At 44.5% G+C, this 22,763-nt stretch carries 18 protein-coding genes and 1 pseudogene; 4 read left to right on the plus strand and 15 right to left on the minus strand.

Annotated features, from left to right (window positions below):
• The coding region (locus BLV54_RS16050; RefSeq protein WP_218132349.1) for an HNH endonuclease at positions 1 to 415 on the plus strand (415 nt) is incomplete at its 5' end.
• A gap of 58 nt (positions 416 to 473) precedes the next feature.
• Positions 474 to 794 (plus strand): annotated as a pseudogene (locus BLV54_RS07685) (transposase); the annotation flags it as partial.
• A 12-nt stretch (positions 795 to 806) separates the two neighbouring features.
• Here BLV54_RS07685 and mnmE read toward each other — a convergent pair.
• The 5 genes from mnmE to rpmH all read right to left on the minus strand — a co-directional run bounded on the left by mnmE (position 807) and on the right by rpmH (position 4,811).
• Complete coding sequence (mnmE, locus tag BLV54_RS07690; protein WP_090570126.1) at positions 807 to 2,165, minus strand: tRNA uridine-5-carboxymethylaminomethyl(34) synthesis GTPase MnmE; 1,359 nt, start codon at positions 2,163 to 2,165, stop codon at positions 807 to 809.
• A 146-nt stretch (positions 2,166 to 2,311) separates the two neighbouring features.
• Positions 2,312 to 4,054, minus strand: coding sequence for a membrane protein insertase YidC (gene yidC, locus BLV54_RS07695; RefSeq protein WP_090570129.1), 1,743 nt, complete (start codon positions 4,052 to 4,054; stop codon positions 2,312 to 2,314).
• A 45-nt stretch (positions 4,055 to 4,099) separates the two neighbouring features.
• The gene (gene yidD, locus BLV54_RS07700; RefSeq protein WP_090570134.1) at positions 4,100 to 4,309 is read right to left on the minus strand and encodes a membrane protein insertion efficiency factor YidD; all 210 of its coding nucleotides are present in this window, start codon (positions 4,307 to 4,309) and stop codon (positions 4,100 to 4,102) included.
• Positions 4,297 to 4,656, minus strand: coding sequence for a ribonuclease P protein component (gene rnpA, locus BLV54_RS07705; RefSeq protein ID WP_090570137.1), 360 nt, complete (start codon positions 4,654 to 4,656; stop codon positions 4,297 to 4,299). The genes yidD and rnpA overlap by 13 nt, the downstream gene beginning before the upstream one ends.
• Before the next feature lie 20 nt (positions 4,657 to 4,676).
• Positions 4,677 to 4,811 carry a 50S ribosomal protein L34 gene (gene rpmH, locus BLV54_RS07710; protein WP_090570140.1) on the minus strand — a complete coding sequence of 45 codons (135 nt, stop codon included), beginning with the start codon at positions 4,809 to 4,811 and terminating at the stop codon, positions 4,677 to 4,679.
• 282 nt (positions 4,812 to 5,093) lie between these two features.
• On the opposite strand from rpmH, the gene BLV54_RS07715 reads away from it, so the two are divergent.
• A complete protein-coding gene (locus tag BLV54_RS07715; protein WP_090570143.1) occupies positions 5,094 to 5,549 on the plus strand; it encodes a DUF5658 family protein in 456 nt (151 codons plus the stop codon).
• 46 nt (positions 5,550 to 5,595) lie between these two features.
• On the opposite strand, the gene BLV54_RS07720 is transcribed toward BLV54_RS07715, so the two are convergent.
• The 10 genes from BLV54_RS07720 to BLV54_RS07765 all read right to left on the minus strand — a co-directional run bounded on the left by BLV54_RS07720 (position 5,596) and on the right by BLV54_RS07765 (position 20,946).
• Entirely contained in the window at positions 5,596 to 6,936 is a 1,341-nt protein-coding gene (locus BLV54_RS07720) for a TolC family outer membrane protein (protein ID WP_256329266.1), read from the minus strand.
• A gap of 2 nt (positions 6,937 to 6,938) precedes the next feature.
• Positions 6,939 to 8,291 carry an HlyD family type I secretion periplasmic adaptor subunit gene (locus BLV54_RS07725; protein ID WP_090570146.1) on the minus strand — a complete coding sequence of 451 codons (1,353 nt, stop codon included), beginning with the start codon at positions 8,289 to 8,291 and terminating at the stop codon, positions 6,939 to 6,941.
• Positions 8,292 to 8,422: 131 nt separating this feature from the next.
• Positions 8,423 to 10,174: a type I secretion system permease/ATPase gene (locus BLV54_RS07730; RefSeq protein ID WP_090570149.1), complete on the minus strand. Its 1,752-nt coding sequence runs from the start codon at positions 10,172 to 10,174 to the stop codon at positions 8,423 to 8,425.
• A gap of 206 nt (positions 10,175 to 10,380) precedes the next feature.
• Positions 10,381 to 11,280 (minus strand): NAD-dependent epimerase/dehydratase family protein, encoded by a 900-nt coding sequence (locus BLV54_RS07735; RefSeq protein WP_218132350.1) that lies wholly within the window; start codon positions 11,278 to 11,280, stop codon positions 10,381 to 10,383.
• On the minus strand, positions 11,273 to 12,151 hold the full coding sequence (locus tag BLV54_RS07740; protein ID WP_256329267.1) for a glycosyltransferase family 2 protein: 879 nt from the start codon (positions 12,149 to 12,151) through the stop codon (positions 11,273 to 11,275). The genes BLV54_RS07735 and BLV54_RS07740 overlap by 8 nt, the downstream gene beginning before the upstream one ends.
• 263 nt (positions 12,152 to 12,414) lie before the next feature.
• Positions 12,415 to 13,341 (minus strand): glycosyltransferase, encoded by a 927-nt coding sequence (locus BLV54_RS07745; RefSeq protein ID WP_090570158.1) that lies wholly within the window; start codon positions 13,339 to 13,341, stop codon positions 12,415 to 12,417.
• 3 nt (positions 13,342 to 13,344) lie between these two features.
• A complete protein-coding gene (locus BLV54_RS07750) occupies positions 13,345 to 15,942 on the minus strand; it encodes a glycosyltransferase family 4 protein (protein ID WP_090570164.1) in 2,598 nt (865 codons plus the stop codon).
• Between the two features lie 27 nt (positions 15,943 to 15,969).
• Positions 15,970 to 17,757: a PIG-L family deacetylase gene (locus tag BLV54_RS07755; protein WP_143032451.1), complete on the minus strand. Its 1,788-nt coding sequence runs from the start codon at positions 17,755 to 17,757 to the stop codon at positions 15,970 to 15,972.
• 59 nt (positions 17,758 to 17,816) lie between these two features.
• Complete coding sequence (locus BLV54_RS07760) at positions 17,817 to 19,682, minus strand: class I SAM-dependent methyltransferase (RefSeq protein WP_256329268.1); 1,866 nt, start codon at positions 19,680 to 19,682, stop codon at positions 17,817 to 17,819.
• Complete coding sequence (locus BLV54_RS07765; RefSeq protein WP_090570171.1) at positions 19,669 to 20,946, minus strand: ABC transporter ATP-binding protein; 1,278 nt, start codon at positions 20,944 to 20,946, stop codon at positions 19,669 to 19,671. The genes BLV54_RS07760 and BLV54_RS07765 overlap by 14 nt, the downstream gene beginning before the upstream one ends.
• Positions 20,947 to 21,312: 366 nt before the next feature.
• Here BLV54_RS07765 and dnaA point away from each other — a divergent pair, with 366 nt between their 5' ends.
• A complete protein-coding gene (dnaA, locus tag BLV54_RS07770; RefSeq protein ID WP_090570174.1) occupies positions 21,313 to 22,683 on the plus strand; it encodes a chromosomal replication initiator protein DnaA in 1,371 nt (456 codons plus the stop codon).
• The last annotated feature ends 80 nt before the right edge of the window (positions 22,684 to 22,763 follow it).

Below are 22,763 nucleotides of genomic sequence, written 5' to 3' on the forward strand. Positions count from 1 at the left end.
CAGGTTACCTATCGCCAGCAGAATTTACACAGCGATACTATGCAAATCAACTCGCAGCTTAATCATATGGACTCCATATTTGACAACACATATCACACAAATTCCAAAACATAATTCAGACAATGCTCCATTAAACATGTACTCTGATGATTGGGATGAAATCAGTCAGAAGATCAGGAGTGGTTATGATTGGCACTGTCAAAAGTGCAATATTGATCTTTCAGCGAAGGCAGACAGGAAATGGCTTCATGTACATCATATAAACGGCTTAAAGTACGATAATAATAGAGAGAATTTAAAAGTACTCTGTATTAAATGTCACTCAGAAGAGCCCAGTCATGCACATATCAAAAATATTCCAGATTACATTGATTTTTTAAGGGAAAAACATCAAATTCAATCAATGTCAGATTAAATGAGGGCTAATTTTTGAAGCTGCCAGATCAAATTGGTCTACTACAAATAATCGCTCTGACGCAATCCCGGCTGTACCTGGCTTAGACGGCCGACCAAGAAAGCGGTCCGGCAAACTGCACGCCGATAAAGGCTACGACTACGCGCGGTGCCGACTCTACTTGCGAAAGCGGAGCATTACGGCACGCATTGCCCGTAAAGGCATCGAAAGCAAGGATCATCTGGGCTGGCATCGCTGGGTAGTCGAGCGAACGCACGCTTGGTTCGCGGGCTTCGGCAAGCTGCGCATCTGCTTCGAGCGTAGGCTCGATGTCCACCTCGCGCTACTCTCGCTGGCTGCCGCCATCATCTGCTCATGCTTCGTAAATAACTTGTGTTAGCGACTCTTAGTATCATTTTCCTATACAGAATCGCGAAAAAATCTCACCTAATAAATCGTCTGCGGTGAATTCTCCCGTAATCGATGACAACGCAAGTTGTGCCAGCCGTAATTCTTCCGCCAATAACTCTAATTGTCTTCCGCTTTCCACCCATGAGACTGCATTATTAAGATGTGTTCTGGCCTTGCTCAGCGCTTGCAGATGTCGTTGTCGCGCCATGAACATGCCTTCACCTGCGATATTGGATTGCCAACCGATCATCTCGAGCATTTTCATGCGTAATAATTCCAGGCCAATGCCTGTTTTAGCAGAAAGATAGATAATAGGCCTACCTGATTTCTCCTCGATGCGAGCACTTTCACTCAATAAATCGATTTTGTTAAAGACCGTGAGTAGCGGCAGGCCAGCAGGCAAGCTTCGCAATATCTTCTGATCTGCGTCAGTCAGGCCATAGCGGCTATCAATCAACAACAACGCTAGGTCTGCTTTCTTGATCACAGCGTGAGTGCGAGCGATACCACTTTTTTCAACGATATCCGTGGTTTCTCTCAATCCAGCGGTATCGATAATGTGTACCGGTATACCTTCGATCTGAATCAATTGCTGGATGGTGTCGCGTGTTGTGCCGGGTATTTCCGTCACAATTGCCACTTCATCCCCGGACAATCGATTCATCAGGCTAGATTTACCGACATTAGGCTGTCCCACCAGCACGACTTTTACTCCCTCTTGTAACAGACTGCCTTGGCGGGATGAAAGTAAAACATACTCCAGTTTTTCACGGATAGTATGCAGTTGTGTTGCCGCATGCGCCGATTCCAGGAAATCGATTTCTTCTTCTGGAAAATCGAGAGTAGCTTCGACCAGCATGCGCAAATCGATCAATGCTTGCACCAATGCCTGAATAGTTGCAGAAAACTCCCCCTGCAAGGAGCGCATGGCGCAGCGTGCGGCACCTGCCGTACTCGCGTCGATTAGATCCGCCACGCTTTCTGCTTGGACGAGATCAAGCTTATTGTTAAGAAAAGCGCGCAGAGTAAATTCGCCTGGCTCAGCCAATCTGGCGCCCAATTGAAGGCAACGCGACAAAAGTAAATTGATAACAGCCGGGCCGCCATGACCTTGCAATTCAAATACATCTTCGCCAGTGTAAGAATGCGGAGATGGATAATAAATGGCGATACCTTGATCGATCGAATGGCCATTTTCATCAAGAAAATGACTCAAATGTGCATGACGGGGATGAGGAATTAAACCAAGAATGGCTTTAGCAATAAAGTGCAAATTTTTCCCGGAAACACGTATAACACCAATGCCCCCTCTTCCAGGGGGGGTAGCGATGGCAGCAATGATGTCATTGCTATGATGCATATGATTCTTGCACGTAAGGTTTTAAACCATACTGTTTAAAGAAATAGATGTAACTTGATACCTAATGTTTGTAATAACGAAGCTTCTCTTAGAAATGAGTGAGCGCTTATGAATTCACAATACGCTCACTTCTATAAAACAACATTTTAAGATCTTCTTTTTTCTTTTACTTTCTCATTTATTTTCTTTTTGTCTGCTGTTTCTGCAGCAGGTTGTCCATACAATCGTGTTATCTGCCACTGCTGCGCAATCGATAGCACATTGTTCACTAATGAATACAATACGAGACCAGCCGGGAAGAAGAAGAAGAATACACTGAACATGACCGGCATGATCTGCATGACTTTGGCCTGTATTGGATCAGTCGGCTTGGGATTCAATTTAGATTGAACGAACATCGAAATCCCCATCAGAGCCGGCAACACGTAGAGAGGATCAGGTGAAGACAAATCCGTAATCCACAATGCGAACGGCGCATAGCGTAGCTCAACGGCAGCAAGCAACGTCCAGAACAGGGCAATAAACACCGGGATTTGTACCATGATAGGAAGACACCCGCCCATCGGATTGATTTTTTCTTCTTTGTACAGCTGCATCATTGCCTGGTGCATTTGTTGGCGATCGCTTTTGTATTGTTCCTGGATACGCTGCAGCTTCGGTGTCACTAAACGCAGTCTTGCCATCGATCGATAACCCGCTGCCGACAATGGGAAAAATAAAATCTTGACCGTCATTGTCAGAAGGATGATGGCGATACCCCAGTTACCCACCCACTCATGATAAAACGAAAGTAGCCAGAATAATGGTACAGCAATCACCGTAAGCCAACCATAATCGACTGTCAGCTCCAGACCAGGTGCCAATTCTGCCAGTTTATCCTGCTCCTGTGGCCCCTCATAGAGCGGCATCGTTACGCTCGCTGTTTGACCAGGCGCAATTGCACCAACCGGTGTGATCACACCAGCCGTGTATAAATTGTCACTTATCCGTTTTGAAAAATACTCTCGAGGTGTTTTTTGCTCTGGCAGCCAGGCGGAAACGAAATAATGCTCCAGCATGGCAATCCAGCCATTATCTGCATTTTGTGGGTAATCCGCTTTATTTTTATCTAGATCAGAAAACTGAATTTTCTGAAACTTCCCATCCTCGGTATAAATAGCAGCACCCAGATAAGTAGGAACCATCATTGTCCCGCCTGCGGTTGGAACGTTATCCCGTAATATCTGGAAATAAGCAAATGGTCGGATTGTTGCTTCTCCCAGATTTTTCACCTCAAATTGAACATCAATGACATAGCTGCCACGATGGAAAGTATAGATTTTAGCAACTTGTACGCCGTTTGCTTCTGGAGCGACAAGACGAACGACAACCTTGTCTTGATCAGCCGCCAAGCTGTAATTATGCGTATTGGAATCTAGCTTGTATTCCGCCTTATGATTGGGTAGCCCATCTCCAATCAGCCCTGATTGCGCCACGCTAATGCGGGAGCCCTGGCTTTGCAGCAATGCATAAGGGATTTCTTTATTTTCACGGGATGGGTGCTTGAGTAATTCCAGGCGGCGAAGATCTCCTCCGACGGTATCAATCTCTGCTACCACCATATCAGTAACGACTTTAACTTGCTCTCCTGTTGCCAGCAAACGCGGTGTCACCTCTGATGGTGCCCCTTCAGTCCCTGGTACCTTAGCAGTATCTGGCTGGGAAGAAGTTAGCGTATCGCCCGGAACAGGGAGTGCATCATGGCTCTGCTTAGACTGTATATTCTCAGTGCTGACCGCTGGGCCAGCTGCCAATTTATCTAGTCTTTCCCGCTCCTTTACCCACGCATCCCAAAGAAATAGCAACGATGTGCTAAAAATGATGATCAATACAATTTTTTTAGTTTCCATCTTGTCTGGCCAAACGAGTTATAGCGATAATCTTTTTAAAGTTTTTTAGGGAACAGGATCATATCCGCCCCGATTCCATGGATGACAACGTAAAATACGGCCTATGCTCAATATCATTCCTTTGATAAGCCCATATTTTGTCAGTGCCTCGCTTGCATAATTTGAACAAGTTGGGCTAAAACGACAGGAAGGTGGAAAAAAAGGACTAATGCAGTATTGATATAGTTTGATAAGACCTATCATCAATCGCAACATTGTTTCATCCTAAGTTTATGTATTAGCATTTCGGCTTCCTGCCTGATGCGAATAGAATCAATCTGAGTTAACGAGCGCTGTAGCCGAAAAACACAGTCCATTTTGTCCAGTTCTTGCTGGTGTTTGCGAAATACTTCTCGCAAGAATCGTTTTAAACGATTTCGCCTTATTGCATGTCGCTCCAGCTTTTTTGCAATGATCAATCCTAGTCGTGGATGATTCAAATTACTCGGTTTTACACAGAACTGGAGAAATTCACCACTAACTGTGCATCTAAAACGAATAACAGCCTGAAACTCCGTCGCTTTATGCAACCGATGTTTCTTAGAGAATGAATAATTCCTCACCTAACCATTCAATAATGGCGCTAGACACTCAAACGAGAGCGGCCTTTAGCTCTGCGTGCCCGAATAACTGCTGCGCCACCGCGGGTTCTCATGCGTACAAGGAAACCGTGTGTACGTTTCCTGCGAATAACAGATGGTTGGTATGTACGTTTCATTTTAATTTTAGATTATTTATTAATTGGATAATACTTACTCAATAGAACCGCATATTAAAACCTGTTATGGGCATTAATGTCAACTTTATTTTCATGGCAGAAGCTATATAAACTTGGCTGATAGTGCCAACTTATTGCAATAGCTGGATCAGTACACTTGAACTAGCTAAACGTTATACAAATAATCTCTATTCATGATAATTTTGCTACAATTTTAACCACTGGTGGCAATGAGCAGAGCTTTGAGCTCACTGTTAAAAATATACATATCATGTGATTAGTATGAAGATAATAATTGATCAGCGATCTCGGGATCGTCGAGCTAACGTACCCTTTTTCAGCCTTTATCATTTGGGAATCAAAAAAGGAAGACGTATTAACAAACGACGCTCAGGTACAGGGACTGCTTATGTTGATTCATATGCACCCCATCTCATGCTATGCACAATTGCAATTATTTTGCTCAGTGCGATGGATGCTTTATTGACGCTTGATATTCTAGCCAGGGGAGGGATAGAGCTTAATAGCTTCATGGCAATATTGATTGAAGACAGCACAGAAAAGTTTGTTCATTTCAAGCTCGCACTTACTTCGCTGGCGCTGATTCTTCTTGTTATTCACCATAACGTCCAACTGACTACGAGATTACAAGTCATGCATTTGCTCTATTTGATATTGTTTGGCTACATCACGCTGATCGGCTACGAAGTGACGCTGCTGACAATTAGCAGCACCTGATAAACAGCTTATCCTAAATTATCAAGGTAAGCAAAAATTATGATGATCAATTTCGTGCAACAAAATAGGTAGCAACCTTTTCTAGATCATCAAGAGCCAGCGTGCCTGCCGCTAGCCGTAATCTTAGATAGGCAACCAGATAATTATATCGGGCTTCTGCCAGATTAACTTGGGCAGAAAAAAGCTGACTTTGCGCATTTAACAAATCAAGATTGATGCGTACCCCTCCCTTGATACTTTTCTCGGTGGCTTGTACCAGCAAAAGCGCTGAATCAACTGCTAAATCCAATGATTCTATTCGCCTAATACTACTTTGCAGCAATTGATATTGTTTTCGTAATTCTATAAGAACTCTGTCACTCAATGCATCCAGCTCAGACTCTGCACGCGCTTTATTTGCTTGTGCCTGATTGGTGGTTGCAACTACTCGCCCCCCTGCATACAACGGTAAATTGACCTCCACACCTACACTTCCAAATTCTGCATTGCGACCAGGGAAAAGAAACGATGCAGAATTCTGTCTGTTCAGGCTTGCTACCAAGTCAACACGAGGTGCATGACCAGCGCGGCTTTTTTTTACTTCAAGTTGACTGGATGTCACGAGATGCCGCTGACTAACTAGCTCAGCATTGCGTTCCAGAGCAATCACACGCCAACTCTCAAAATCAGCTGGATAAATCGGTTGTACTTCAAAAGCGCCTGTTAATGAATCAAGCAGCGTTGCTTCTTTGCCTACTATTGCTTCCAAAGCAAGTCGTGCAACTTCCAGTTCATCTTGTGCTTCAATCACTTTGGCCTGCGACAAAGCGTGTCTGGATTCCGTCTCAATCAAATCTGTCTGAGTACCTTCGCCTCGCTTCAACATATTTTCATTGACATGTTTTAACTCTTCTAGCGCATTATGTTCTGCTTTAGCTAGATTCAGGCGATCTTGAGCAAGGAGCGTATTGGCATAGGCTTCCACCAATCGTACGATAAGTTGATGACTCTGACTAATTAATTTAGCTTCACTTGAATTTGCACGCGCATAACCTTGATCGTACCCGGCGACTGCTTCCATATTAAAAAGTGGTTGCCGCAACGTTAGCGTAGTCACCTCACTATTAAAACTCAGAGTGGATGTAGGAGCACCAGCTGTGGCTTGCGATCCCCGAGTCCATGACTGCAAATGAGTAATAGATAAAGTCGGCAACAGCCCAGCCCGTCCAAGCGGGATTGATTGCTGACCCGCTTCATTTTCATGAATTGCTGAGCGAAATGTCGGATCATTCATCAATGCTGCTTCATAAGCTTCTACCAAACCCATTGCCGGAACGTTCCCCACCTGCCACGATAAGGTGAGCGCAAATATGGATAATAGGGATGGCTTAAATAAGTGCAGCAGCACAGCTATTCTTCCGCAAGCGTTTTATGAAGTCGGTTGAGAATGGGCTTTAACAGATAGTTCATCAGCGAACGTTCGCCAGTTTTTACAAAAATTTCTACGGGCATCCCCGCACGTATTTGAAAATCAGTGAGCAATTTCATACCTTCTGGTGTAACCTTGGCTTTCAATAGATAATAAGGTGTGCCTGTTTTTTCCTCGGTCAAGCGATCGGCCGATACATTTGTCACAAAACCAGGTACGCGCGGAAGTTTATTTTGATTGAAGGCTGTAAATATGAAATCCACGTCAAGACCCGCATGCACTTTGTCAATAAGATGAACGGGTACTTGCCCTTCAACGACCAGCAAATCTTCTGTCGGAACAATATCCATCATATTAAACCCTGGTGAGATAACTCCACCGCGCGTGAATATATTTATTCCCACCACAACACCATCTACCGGTGCTTTCACTAACACGTTAGCCAATTGAAAATCATGTGCCTTGAGCTGACTATCAAGCGATTCGGCCTCTCGTTGAATGTCCGTCAATTGTTCCCGAACTTCTTTCCGATGTTCCTCCAAACGCTGGATTCGACGGAGATTGAGTTCTGAAATTTGGCTCTGAGTGCGACCGATATTACCGGTATCGGCAAAAATATCCCCAGTTAGTTGCGCGTGTGTACCCTCTAGCTCAAGCACACGATTGCGTGGAACATAACCATCTTGCGCTAATTCCCGCATATTCTCGAGTTGCTCTTTCAGAAATTGTAGTTGCTGTTTCTTACTCGCGCGCGAAGATTCCAAGTTCCGCAATTGGACACTCAAGCCCGCGATATTTTCATCCAGCGCCGCTAATTCATGCTTTAGTGCAGATTGCCGTGAAATAAACAACTGTTTCTGCAATGCGATACTACTGATTACACGGGGATCATCTGCTGCAGAAAGCAGAAAGGGTGGAAAATCGATCTCGGCTTTATTATCCCGCTCGGCAATCAGCCGCGCTTCGACTGCTCTGGTGGTGATGAGCTGAGCACGTGTTACTTCTGCCTGCGCTTTAACCTGAACATCATTCATCTTCACGATCACCTGGCCAGCCTTGACTACATCCCCTTCCTTTACCAGAATATCATCCACGATGCCGCCAGTCTGATGTTGAACTGCTTTACGATTCGTCGCCACCATCACCGACCCAGGAACCGGTACTCCTTTATCTAACGGTGCAAATGTTGCCCACAGCAAAAAGCCACCCACACCAACCAGTACTATCCACCAACCGAGGCGAGCGTGGCTTGTTTCATCCGTTTTGACTGGAGTTGCAACATCTACTACCGCAGTCTCAGTCACTGTTGTATCTTTTTGACTAATGAGCTTCATATCTCTCTATTCCTGCACAGTTACCCAACTTAAGAAAATTATTAAACTTTCGTTGAGTTTATACATCTCTCCGTTTGCTAGTCACTTCAATTAAGTCAAACCAGTTTCGTTGCGAATGGATTTGCTCTCAATTAAGCAGTCTGTTCTTTAGTCTGTTCTTTAGCCTGTCGTTGAGTTAACAGCGCTTGTTGCGCCTGCTGTTGTTTGCTCATTTCAGCCAAGACTTGGTCTGTTGGACCAAACATCTGACGCGTACCTTCGCGCAATAACAGTAGTTTGGTACTGGCAGTAATAATACTTTTACGATGAGTGATCAGTACAATTGTTTTACCACGTTTGCGCAAATCAATAATCGCTGCCAATAATGCCTGCTCACCAACATCATCCAGATTGGAATTAGGTTCATCCAGCACAATCAGTGAGGGATCACCATACATGGCCCGCGCCAGACCAATGCGCTGCTTCTGTCCACCGGAAAGGCCACCACCGCCATCTCCCAGCAATGTATCATAGCCTTTAGGCATGCTCAGAATCATTTCATGAACCCCTGCTCGCTTAGCTGCCAGAATCACCTTTTCAGAGTCGATCTCTCCAAAACGTGCGATATTTTCACTAATAGTACCAGCAAACAACTCTATATCCTGCGGTAGGTAGCCTATATGAGGCCCCAGTTCATCCTTATTCCACTGGTACACATCCGCGCCATCGAGTCGCACCTTGCCCGCATTAGCAGGCCATACACCCACCAGCAATCGCGCCAAAGTGGATTTACCTGACCCGCTTGGCCCAATAACACCCAATACCTCCCCAGCCGCAATAGCAAACGCTAACCCTTTAATAACGGGCACTTTTGATCCTGGTGGTGCCGCCATAATATTTTCAACCGAGACTACGCCATTCGGCTTGGGTAATGCCATACCCGACTGACGATCTGGATTCTCTTCGAGTAACTTTGTCAGTCGTTCATAGGCACTGCGAGTACTGCCAATTTGCCGCCAGACACCGATCAGCGCTTGGACCGGGGCAATGGCCCTGCCCATTAAAATTGAACCAGCAATCATCATGCCGGGAGAAATGCTGTCGTCTGTTATTACCAGCAGCGCACCTAATCCCAGCATCAGTGACTGGAATGCAACTGAAGTAGCTTTGCTGCAGGCGGTTACTACACCCGATTTTTCGCTTGCTTCTGCCTGCAAATTTAAAAATTTACTATGCAGCTTAAACCAACGCGCCTGTAAATTGGGCAGCATGCCCATTGCTTCAATCACTTCAGCATTCCGCAAATTATTGGTTGCCAATGTATTCGATGTCGCTGCCATGGCATTGGCCTCAGCCAGCGGTTTATGTGATACTTTTTCGTTGATGTAGGCAAGCAACACTATAACTATTGTGCCAAACAAAGCAAACACACCCATCCAGGCATTAAACAGAAAAATGACTATAAGAAAAACCGGGAACCACGGTGCATCAAAAAAAGCAAATAAGGCATGACCAGTCAAAAATTGACGTATATTGGTCAAATCTTGTAAAGCCTGGCCTGCATTACTGTTTCCTTGCCGCAAGCTTTGTTCGAAAGCTGCGGTATAAATGCGCTTATTCATTTTCAGATCAAACTGCGCACCTACTCGTATCAAAACCAAGCTACGTATATACTCCAGTGCGCCCATGAATATATAAGCGCCCAGCGCGATCAATGTTAGCATCAACAATGTCATTTCGTTGCGGCTAGTAACTACGCTGTCATAAAGTTGCATCATATACAAGGCTGGCATCAGCATCAGCAAATTAATAACTGCACTGAAAACACCAACAGTACGAAATGCGCGCTTAAAACTGATTAATACTTCGACAAGTTCGTTATAAGGCGTACTTTTTGATTTCATCTAAAATATGCTATGAGTAACAAAATTTCTGGAACACCTAATATGCCAGAAAAATCCGCTGCTCTGTTATGGAAAAAAACTATTTATTGTGAATATTACTTAGCTTGACTATAAAAGCAAGTTTACTTTTACTTTTTAGCGGCAAAATTATTGGGTTATTTATGATATTTTTCCCTCGGGAAAAGAATGTTTTTCTGAATCAGTCATCAAGGTAAATCCCCTTTTGCCAATAGGAACGGCCGGGGTGCGTAGCCAAAATCACACGCTGCTTCTGAATAATCAAAGATTAAATCACGATTCATTCGCTCAGCCATCGCTACTGTCCAATGACGATAACGCGGTAATCGCCGCAAGGTATTTACTGCCAACCGAAATGTCCAGTAAGGTATCGTTAACAGATAAGGAGATTGATCTAATCCTTTAAAGACCCGTTTGATCATATCACGATAAGTAAGTTTCTCCCCACCACTGATATTATATGCCCGATTGACTACTTTATTTGCTAAAAATGCAGCAAAGCAGGCAGCAGCGACATCTTCTACATGAACCGGCTGGCGCAAACCATTGGCACGTCCAAGTAACGGGAAAAATTTAAAGCGGCGAATAAATCGGGCTATTTCAGAAATATTTTTATCACGACCTTGTCCATAAATGAGTGTCGGACGTAGAATAATCCAGGTTATGCCGCACTGTTCAGCCCACGCACGTAAATTTGCTTCTCCTTCGGAGAGGCGTTGCACCACTTTCTTTTCTTCACTATCGGAAGAATCATCTTTGGTAAAGATACTTGTTGAAGACAATACCACGATTCTTTGTGCTCCCTGTATTGTCAGAAAATCGAAATAAGTGGGCAAAGTCCAGATTGGTGCCAAATACATCCACGAAGTTATTTTTTTATCACCTGACCATAATTTTCCTTGATTTTTTACCATGGGCTCATGCTCTAACTGGCACCAAGTCACTGTCGGGTTCTTTTGCATAATTTCAGCTTTAACCCGCTGACGGGAAAATGCCACTGTCTGCCAGCCATGCTGCTCTAACAACGATAATACACACTTCCCAACAGAGCTGGTCGCGCCCAATACCCCCATGCACTGATTAGCCACGACGTAATCCCGCTAAACTACCAAGATAGCTGATTGTGTGAAAGGTTACGACTGCTGCAAAACGCATCCATACACCTATAAAAACCAGCCACATCAAAATAGCTGGATATTGATCATGAAAAAATTTCTGGTAAAAACGCATCATCCCTCGGTGTTTATGCCACGCAACAAAAATTGGGCGGGCCTGACTACACGCTCCCTTGTGGTGCAATATTTGTACATCAGGAACAAATATGATTTTCCAGCCTCTCTGTCGAAAACGCATGCACCAGTCCAGATCTTCACAATGAAGAAAATAATCTTCATCCCAGGCACCAACCTCTTCGATTGCTTGCCGACGAACCAGCATCAGCGCGCCGGAGATCGCTTCGATCTCAATCGGTTTCTCTGGTAAAGGTTGCTGATGTAAATGAAAATCAAAAAAAAGGCGCGGCCAATATTTAGCTAAGCGATACAGCCCCAATGCCCGCACCAGTGAACGCCAGGGAGTCGGGATTGCGCGCCGACTGCCGCCTTGTTCACTTCCATCTGAATTAAGTAGTCGACCACCGACCATACCTATATAGTTATCTTGCTTTATTACTTGCAACAATCTGTCAACGGCACCAGGCGCTAATATACAATCTGGATTCAGAAACAAAATAAAAGATGCTGTGGCCGCTTTAAGCCCAATATTACAGCCTGCAGCAAACCCCACATTCTTGTCAAGACGAATAATTTGCAAGCAATGCTCTGATGGAAACTCTCTTGTTAGCTCAGACAAACTTGAATCAGAGGAAGCATTATCGACAACGATCACCTGCTGGGTCTGCTCTAAAGCTGCGTCAACACAATCTGTAAGCAACAATCCGGCGTTATAATTTACAATCACTACAGAAACGCATGGGTTTAAATTATTTATCCATCGGTTTCGGCTAAATTTCTGTTTTAGCATAGGACTCTGTGATTATATTCATGGATCCAGTCATTTTCATATTATGATGGGTCATAGATAATTGCTTAAAGTTTGATTCTTAAAAATGTTTAACGTATGCAGCTAATCTGTGTTGCTTTCAACTTTTTACCTAGATTGAATTTAATACACGACTCGGCCAGTCTGAGATTTATCAGTATTTTTATGAAACGAATCACGAGCTAAAGCAATAGTAGCTGCAAACGATAAAACCAATCAGCCATTAGGCCTGCCCGTTTTATTGCCAAACGCCGAAACTGACTACCTCGTTGCAGGTATGAGCTTTGCGGCAATGCTGCGTACTGCTGAAGTATGCTCATCGTTGGTTTATCTGCTGTCAGCCGTGCTTGTAGCGCCGTTGCTTGAGCAAAGCTAGCGCGAAATGCCTGCTGGGTACGGTAAATAATACTACCAAAGTGAGCTGGTATTAATCCTGCCCCCACTGCATTTTTTGGGTGTTGACGATAATAAACAGTTGGCCTAGCTAGATATAATAGTTCGCCACCTGCCTGTGCACACAAGGCCAACCACCAGTCATGCATCGCAATGCACTCTGGCAGTGGTAAAGCTAACTGGAGTAAGGCTTGATTGCCAATACAGGTGCAACCTGTAACACTATTTTGTGCTAGTAGTGTAGCTAAATTAGGTTGCGGGTTTAAGCCACGTTGCTGCATAAATGATACAGCCAACGGTTGAAGTTGCGCATCTACTAATCGTAAGTCACTATGCACCAACAAGGGAGCAGATGATCCCAAGCGCTGCTCGGCTTGTTGCAGCAGCATCATTTGGCACTCTAATTTATCTTCAAACCACACGTCATCTTGATCTGCCAACGCAAAATAGCGACAGCCGTGCTGCTGAGCGTAAGTCAACAAGAATCCAAAATTATTACACACGCCGAGGCGCTGCTTAGACGTGGGAGCCAGCCATTCAATCCGCGGATCTTGCATCGCATGCCGAGCGACTAAGGCAGCAGCAGCAGCGTCGGGACCATCGTTATGCACTAATAACCGCCAGTCGCGATAGGTTTGGCAACGAATACTATGGAGCTGCTGATCAAGAAACGCTGTTCCCTGATAGCTCGCCAGAAGGATCAACAATTGTGCCATACGTTAATAACTTGATTCCAGTCTGGCCAATCGGGCGCGGATTCGCTCCCCCACAGCTGACGGTGAAAAATCCAGCTCAATGGTCCGGCGCGCCTCTGCGCCGATCCGGGCACATAGTTGTGGATCGTTGAACAGTGCTTGCATACACTCCGCTGCATGTTCTGACGACGGCTCTGCCCAGTGGCAGCCGCGCTTATAAGGACCATAGTCTTGTTGCAATTCAACTAGTTCGTAGCGGACAGGCAGTGAATTCCATGAGGTCATGAAATCCATATTACCCGACCAGCCGGTGGCAATTACTGGCTTACCCAGTAGCATCGATTCGGCCAAGGTCAAACCAAAGCCTTCAGAGCGGTGCAGCGAAACGTAACAATCTAGGTTTTGCAGAAAGCCGTTGATTTGCTCGCGGTTGAAATAGGCTTCTAGCACTACTACTGAGTTATCACCATCAATACGCTCTTGCAGTGCTCGCATAAACTCGGGATTATGGCCGGTATTCATTAACTTGAGCACTAAGCGCACGTCTTGTCGATTGCGGCCAAAAGCACGGCGAAAACTATCTAATATCGTCAGCGGGTTTTTACGTTCGGCTACGCTAAGCACATCGAACATGAAGCCGAATAAAAAGCCATGCTCTGGCATGCCTAAATCAGCCCGCCTGAACCTGCTCAATGGCTGTGCTTCTATACAATGTGGCATACGCAGCACCGGCCGATCGATTTTGGCTGAGATTGTCTCTTGGCAGAAAAACGACGGTACCCACACTTCATTAAGTAGTTGTGTAGCCTGACTCCATGTTTCTGGAAACTCCGGTAGCTCCCATGCCCAATATCCAATATTGTAGCGTCCACGGAAAAACTCTGATCCCAAGTGCTCATATGCTAACGGGATTTGATCAGCATTGATATGCAGGAGGTTAACCGCAAAGCGCTGTTGCCCTGCTAATGGTACTTTAATCTCAGCATTCATCCGGGAGACATTACCAACACGAAAATCCAATGCTGCAATCTCTACATTAGCCGCTTGGGTAGCAATGAGCGTACAACGAGCAGATTGCCCAACACCGCTTTCAGCGAACAAATAACCGACCACGTTCAAGCCGCTATGGCGGTCTTCTGAACGCACGGGATGAGGAGTCGTTTCGATTGGTGGTGGAGGGGTCTTGATTTCAAAAGCAGAACGTAATAACCAAGCGTGCAATTTATGGCGGATGTTATATCCGACAAAGTGGCGGAATAGGCCACGCCCACGCCATGCTACACGGTACAGGTTTCGCCACAGTGCTGCATTTAGTCGTAGTAGCAAAGTTCGGTTAGGCGTTGCTACGGTGGTCGGAGACGCCATTGTAATACCACCAGCAGATGTTGAATTAACCGTTTGCTCCTGCATTCGATGGCGGATGGGTTCGACAAAACGCTCAGCAATTTTAGCCTGCTCGGTAGCGTTGCTCACAAACCAATTGGCATAACGCAGCGCATCGACACCTAACACATCGGGAAAAGCAAGCTTCAGGTCGGAACGTTGTTGATAAAGCTTGTACGCTAGTCGAGTAATCAGCGGGTGGCTGCGGCCAATTTCCACCGCAGGCTGATTGAGATATTCAATAAACGCTTGCTCGCCTTCAGTCTGTGCCAGATTAAAACTCAGATAATCACGCTGCTCGCGGAAAATCATTCTGGCAGAATCAGGAATTAGCGTACCATCGCTGAACTTGGCAAACGCATAAGGAATCTTGCCGTAGCGTGCTCCCTCATGTCTCCGTAGCGCTTCCACATAGTCTTCCATCAATTCGCGCACTGCTGGTGTGAGATTTTGCAAAGTGTAGCGATCTTGGTGCTTGCTGAAGGTTTTACCATCTAGACTCACGCCAGAAAAATGAAAAAACACCAATGACTGTGCATTGACGGTGTAACCATTCTGCTCGTGTAATACAGTGCGGTGATTAATATTCCAATAAGCAGTGTTCCAACCCGGATGGCGTTCAATATGTACCCCGTCATACATACCCGGCACCATATCCATCCACTTCTGATCGACGAACAGTCCACGCGGAATATCCACTACGCATTCGCGCAACATCTTCGACTGCCACCACTTCATCAGCTTTAGTGCTTCGGGTGTATTACGCAGACCGATGTAACCGAGGTTATAGCTACCACTTTGCAAAATTGAAAGCTCTTTAGGGTGTTTGCCATCGTCTAACCAATCACTAAGGTGGGGTGTCAGCAAAATCTGGCAATTTTGTAAAATCTCGCTCATCGGCTGGAGTGAGCTATACACACGAATATCAGGATCGAAATAGAAAATCTGCTGATAGTGTTCACGCTGAGCCAGGTACTCGAACACAAATGGTTTAATTGCGGTGTTCAGCTCTAATATGGTGTACTGAAAAATAAAAGCATCGATCTCTGGTATTGGCAAATCACGCAATGTCATTAAGCGGAAGTTATAGTCCTGTGGATCAATTTCTTCAGCGCTGTCACATAAACAGACTACTCGCTCCATCCATGGAGCATATTCAGCTACACTTTCCATTAAAGTACAGGCAAAGTGCAAGTAATTGCGCGAAACTATGGTAAATAAACAAGTGGAAGGATTCATTATTACTCGCGACGGCTAAGGTAAGATTCAATGGCGTCCAAGCAAACGACGCATGATATGACGTAGCGTAAAACGCTGAAGAAGGGCCAATTCAGTATGAGCAGCCTTAAGTTCCAACTCTTTACTATGAAGGTGCTCATGAGCAGACTTAAGCTCCAACTCTTTACTATGAAGGTTATGAAGGTGCTCATGAGCAACCTTAAGTTCCAACTCTTTAATATTAAGCTGCTCGCGTAATCCATCTGCATAGCGCTTTGATTCGCTGAGTGCATGGCTCAGCGCTTCCTCTTGGGTCGCTGCCTGCTGATGAAAGCTATCGAGCTCTACCCGACTGCGGTGCAAATCTTCCCGAAGGCTTTGCAGATTAACTAATACTACCTGTGTGTTCAAGCAATGCCACCATTTTTCCAGGATTCGCTGCACGCTCGCCTGAATACGTTGCTGATCTCTCCAAATGCCTGAACCCATATTATCTATGCGATAGCTGGCACTGACGCCAGGGCAGTGCACAAACTCACCCAGTTGTAGGAGTTGCAACCAGAAATCCCAGTCTTCGTGTAAATCAAAACTCTCATCAAAGCGACAGCCCTGCTCCCATGCTCGGTGAACAAACAAAGCAGCGTGAATGGGAATGTAATTTTCCATGAGTAGCCGCGCTCGCGAGAACGCCGCATCAAATACATGGGTACGCTGCGCAGGTTCACCGCGCAAGCATTCAACCCCTGCATAGGCTAAAACTGCCTCAGGATGTTCCAGTAGCCCATCAACCAAACGCGCAATATGCTGCGGATGCAGCCAATCGTCATCATCCAGAAAAATCAGATATTTCCCTTTGGCGGCTTCAAGACCCACATTAGCTGCTCGGCTGCGGCCCAGCCGCTCAGCGTTACTGGTCAAGCTTAGAGGAAAACGTCCGCACCATTCATCCATTTTATGATGGTCAACACCTTTGGCATTAACCACAACGATTTCGATATTCGAATAAGTTTGTAATGCTATTGAATCCAAAGCTTTCAGCAAGGTAGGGCGATCCATGCTACGAATGATGACACTGACCAAAGGTCTATCCCGGCTATCCAGTGCCAACCCCAACTCTTTCTGACGCATGTGCTCAGATTGATAAAGTTTGAGCGGATCATCGGCCAACTCTTCGGCAGCAACCAGAAAATAAGCCTCGGCAGCAGTCACTTCAGCAGGTAGCGTATAAGTCCGATAGCGATTAAGCGCAGCAATATCCAGATCGTAGCGCTGCTTTTCATTCTGCGAAACAAAACATTGCATCGCCATCATCTTGCGCTCAGCAAGATCGCTGATATCCAGCAAACAGTTCGGACGCAACGGCATCCCCACTTCGTATAACACTAATTGAATCGCTTTACCCATTCTCCGTACAGCTTCAACTGCTGCCATTCCCACTGCACGATGGTCTGGATGCATCTCCCAAACAGAAGGAGCATAAATCAGATCAACCTCTGTTTCATTGATAGCAGTCAAAATTTCCTGGACCAGTTTCTCACTATAGCAGACCTCTCGATCTCGATATGACCAGAAAACCAGACTACCATACCCCAATATTTTGGCAGCTGCCTCACATTCACGCTGACGTTGAAGCGTATAATTTGCATATTCCTCTGCAAGAACACCATAACCACCATCCGAAACCACAACGACACGAACAGGAATACCTTGTTCAACATGGCGCATGATGGCACCTCCACATCCGAATACTTCATCATCTGGATGAGGTGCCAACACTAATACATTTTTACAGGGAATGAATGACGTCGCTTGATAGGGAATAAGTAAATTTTCCAATAACTTCTCTCGCTCAATGAATAAACACTCCAAACGATGATAAAACAGTCAAGCTGTTTTCACCTGAAATCCATATCCCCGCTCATCAGCCACCAGCGATTACGTAGCGTCTCTAGCGCTGGACCGGCACTCCAGGCATTGGCTGGAATACGAATAGGTAACGCTTGCTGAATACCGCCTGTCGCAACAAAATACGAAGCAAAATTTTCGGTAATTTGGCAACTTAACCGATGATGACCACTCATACCCGCTATTCTTCTTGCGTGTATTATTAGTAACGGAATTTCCTTTAATGGCGAAACGAGATCGGTGATTTCACAACCTTCTGGATTATGTCGCAGCACTAACACTCCGCGTACTTTCCTACCAAATCGATTGATTACCAATACAATCTGGTAATGCTGGTGAGGATGACTGAGATAGCGATCGCGCAAGTATGTCCAATCGCGCACGCCGACTAACGCCTCCTGCAAATCCGCAACCATACTTTGCCAACATTGAGCAATCGCCGTAACAATCCAGTTTTCATTAACGTTCGAGCTATCCACAACATGTAATCGCGTTAGCCATCGCGGTGTTTTGGCTAAGGGCTGCCACTCTATCTCACTCATTTGCCCCGTTTCAACATATAATCCCTGCCGTTCTGCTACTTTCATGGCTCGTTCGTTGGGAAATCCAAATCCTAGCAAATAAGGCTTACCATAGCCTATATAGCGTTCCAGAAAGGTAGCCGCCATCAGGAAAAAGGGGCCTTTTTTTGTCAAAGTGCCACGTTTTGCTGAATCGACCATAACATCACCAATCTGGACTGCTATTTGCGGTTGACCAAAATAAAAAATTTTCCGAACCATACCGCCATAATGAGCAATTAATTGATTCTCATACCATACTCCGATTGCACGACCTCGCCCTGTACCATATTTCCAGTGCCACATAGCAGGGGTCATGCTGTGACCAAAAGTTTGCTCAAATAAAGCTAGCATATCAGGAACCTGATTTTTTTCGAGTAAACGCAAACGCCACCGCGGTTGCTGTTTTTTTCTGAAGTGCAGTAATGCATAGCCAAATCGTCCGCACGCATATTTTTCTTGATATAGCTGGTTAGATTCGTCCAGTTTCTCAAGACACTCAGCATTCAAGGAAAGATCATTCATCAACCGCTGCCGCTGTAGCGTCGTCACACGAAGCAAATAATCCAGTGTAGGTGCGGCCATTCTAGATAAATCTAGCTGTTCAACCAATTCAAATCCCAAGCGAGTGGCTAATGCCAGCATATCACTTAGCAAATGCAATCCTTCCACACCGGCTTCGACTCGACGCAAAGCAAATTCGTCAACTATGAGCAAGCTACCGCCTTCTGGTAGTAAATCCAACCCTTTGTTAAAAATGACTAATGGTTCAATATATTGAGCAGACTCCTGAAATAAAAGGACATCAAAACTATCTTGCGCTGCTTCAAAATCCTCCAAACGCTGGCAAGCCACTTGTGCTTGTGTGCCTAAGCGTTTATGTATCAGTGTGATTTGTTGAGCATCCGGCGTGATGCCGTTAACCTGATACCCTTTCTGGGTAAGTAAAGAAAATGTTGTTCCCAGACCTATCCCCACTTCCAGGATGCGACAAGGTGCAGAAGGCAAGCGATTCAAAAGCAAGTCTGTTGAATATTGCTGCGCTGCGCAAAGATCGGTTTGATTTTCCTGGAACAATCCATAATGCAAATAATCCGCTCGACCTTCCTGAAGCAACAAAGCATGAGCATAAACATTAAGTGGAAAAGCTAAATCCTTATAGGGAGAAGAAGTATCAGAGCTTATATAGACATTATTACCATGGGGAGAAAAAGGAAGGGCTCTGTTATTGGGAGATACTCTGTTTAGATCCAAGCGGGACAATCGATCAAACTGGAGTTCCTTATTTTCCATCATCAACTCTCCAGATATGCGGTACAGCAAAATAACCCTGCAATCTTCCTTCCTGTTCTATACGCAACGTAGCCACCCCGTTTGCTGAATCATATAGGTGTATACCCTGCTCGCAAAGTAGATAGACACTGATCAAATACTCCCCTTTGAGTAAGGGCAAGCGCTCAAAAACAGCACTAATCTGTCCAGCCCCATTATGAGTACGCTCCAATGTAACCTGATCTTCCCAAGTAGCTGCACTCGTGAGCATACGTCCATCCATGGCATGCAGTGTAACCGCAACTGTCGGACAGGGAATCGCAGGATCAGAAACAAACGATACTTTCACCCTAACCGTGGATTGACCACTTTTAACAATAGCGTCACAAGAACTTTTTCCCTCGATATCAACATCTACTTTATCCAAACGCGCATGTCCACTCACATATCCACCAGTAGGGGGCGAATTAGCCGGCACAACTTCCTCGCGAGGTGCAGTAGCTTGCTCGGTTGTAGTTAGGACACTTCTGTCTAAAAATGTCTGATAAGCAGATACCACATGCTTTACATCCCCTTCTGCCATCAGCTTACCCTGATTGATCCAAAGCGCCCGGGAACACATTGACTCAATTTGGAAAAGAGAATGGGAACAAAATAAGATTGTCTTGCCACTTTCTTTCAATTGCATGATGCGATTAAAAGATTTTCGTGCAAATGAACCATCGCCAACTGATAATGCTTCATCAATGATCAGAATATCAGGATCAATGCTCACTGCTACCGAAAACGCCAATCGCACATACATTCCACTCGAATAAGTTTTGACCGGTTGATCAATAAAATGCCGAATTTCTGAAAAATCGATAATTTGTTCGATTCGATCTGCGATTTCTTCTTGAGTTAGGCCCAGAATGGCGGCATTTAACCAGATATTTTCACGCCCAGTAAACTCCGGATTAAATCCAGCTCCTAGTTCCAGTAAGGCTGCCAAATGGCCATTTACCTCTACTTTGCCACAGGTTGGTGTCAATGTGCCACAAATGAGTTGTAATAAAGTTGACTTACCTGAGCCATTGCGCCCAATGATTCCTATTACTTCACCCGGCATTATTTCTAGATTGATTCCCTGTAGAGCCCATAACTCCCGGTAATACTGGCGTCTACCACGCCATAAAAACTGCTTTAAACGATCTTTAGGTTGTGCATATAGCTGATAACATTTACCAAGATCATGTGCAGAGACGGCAGGTTGTAAGGACGCTGATTTTTGGCTGATATCCAAGCTCATCAACAATTCCTTATATATTTTTAAAATTGGAATTTCGTGCTGCTGTTATAAGCACTAATAGCAAGAATCGAAAAGTAACTTCATATTGATAAACACGGCGCCTATAATAAGTAATAAGCTTATTTCCACACGAAAAATACTAAATCACAAGCGCTTTATTATACTATTGTTGATTACAAAACGACGGCCTCTCAAAAATTTGGTATCAATCCTCCTCTTTAAAAGTGCAAACTTTGTTCTAATGATCAAGCACTTTTAGAATTTTTGGAAATGAGATTTCCACGCATATTCATACATCAGTGTAGAATACACCATGTAAAAATTGCAGTTTAAGATAAATTTCAGATTAACTAGAATCTTCCACTTATGCAGGCAATAGAAACTTTCTGGTACTCTTGTCTTAAGCATTTCAAGAAAGAGCTAAATGCCCAACAATTTAATACCTGGATTAAACCATTACAATTAGATATTTCTGGAAGTTGTGACGATCAACCAGTATTGATTGCACCGAATCGATTCGTCCTACAATGGGTTAAAGACAATTTTATACCTCATATTGAGGTGATGGCTCAACAACATTTTTCTAAGAAAATTCACTTTCAGTTAATAATTGGAAATACAGTTGAAGCAAAAATCTCTGACGACAAAAATTCACGCAATGTAAACAATAACTCTGTCCAGTCACTTGCTACTAAGCCTGTACCCAAAAAAAGAAACGCGAGTCATCTTAATCCAAATTTTACTTTTGACAGCTTTGTTACTGGCAAAGCCAATCAACTCGCTCGGGCTGGTGCAATCCAGGTTGCCGAACGACCCGGAATTGCTTATAACCCGTTATTCATATATGGTGGAGTTGGTTTAGGCAAAACGCATTTAATTCAAGCTATTGGTAATTCTGTTTTAGAAAACGATCATGAAGCAAAAGTACGCTACGTTCATGCTGAAAAATATGTTTCTGATGTAGTCAGTGCCTACCAACATAAGTCCTTTGATAAATTCAAATTGTATTATCACTCGCTAGATGTTTTACTTGTTGATGATGTTCAATTTTTTGGTGGCAAAACTCGCACTCAAGAAGAATTTTTCTACGCTTTCAATACACTGGTTGAAGCTCATAAACAAGTTATCATCACTTGTGATAGTTATCCAAAAGAAATATCGGGTTTAGAAGAGCGTCTTGTATCAAGATTTGGCTGGGGTTTAACGGTAGCAGTTGAACCACCAGAGTTAGAAATGCGGGTGGCTATTCTATTGAAGAAGGCATCGATAGATAAAATCGTTCTAGATGAAAATGTCGCTTTTTTTGTCGCTAAGCATATCCGCTCCAATGTTCGTGAATTGGAAGGTGCTCTAAAGCGAATACTGGCTTATTCTCGTTTTACAGGTCATCCTCTCTCCTTGGAGTTAGCAAAAGAGGCATTGAAAGATTTGTTAGCCGTTCAGAATCGACAAATCTCCATCGAGAATATCCAAAAAACTGTTGCTGATTACTACAAAATCAAAGTAGCTGAGATGTACTCTAAAAAACGTACGCGTATCGTGGCAAGACCTAGGCAGATTGCTATGGCAATTGCAAAAGAACTCACGCAATTAAGCTTACCTGATATCGGTGAAGCCTTCGGAGGACGAGATCACACAACCGTATTACATGCTCACCGAAAAATCACAGAATTACGCTCTTCTGATCCCACTGTAAGCCGTGATTTTAACGCTTTATTGCATATTCTGCGGGGTTGACGCCGATAGTTTGTAAAAATTTGTAAATAAAATTTGAATAATTTGGGGATAACTGTAACTAAAATTAAATTCTTAAATTT

The organism is Nitrosomonas sp. Nm33 (assembly GCF_900107265.1).
In the GTDB taxonomy this organism is placed as follows: Bacteria; Pseudomonadota; Gammaproteobacteria; order Burkholderiales; family Nitrosomonadaceae; genus Nitrosomonas.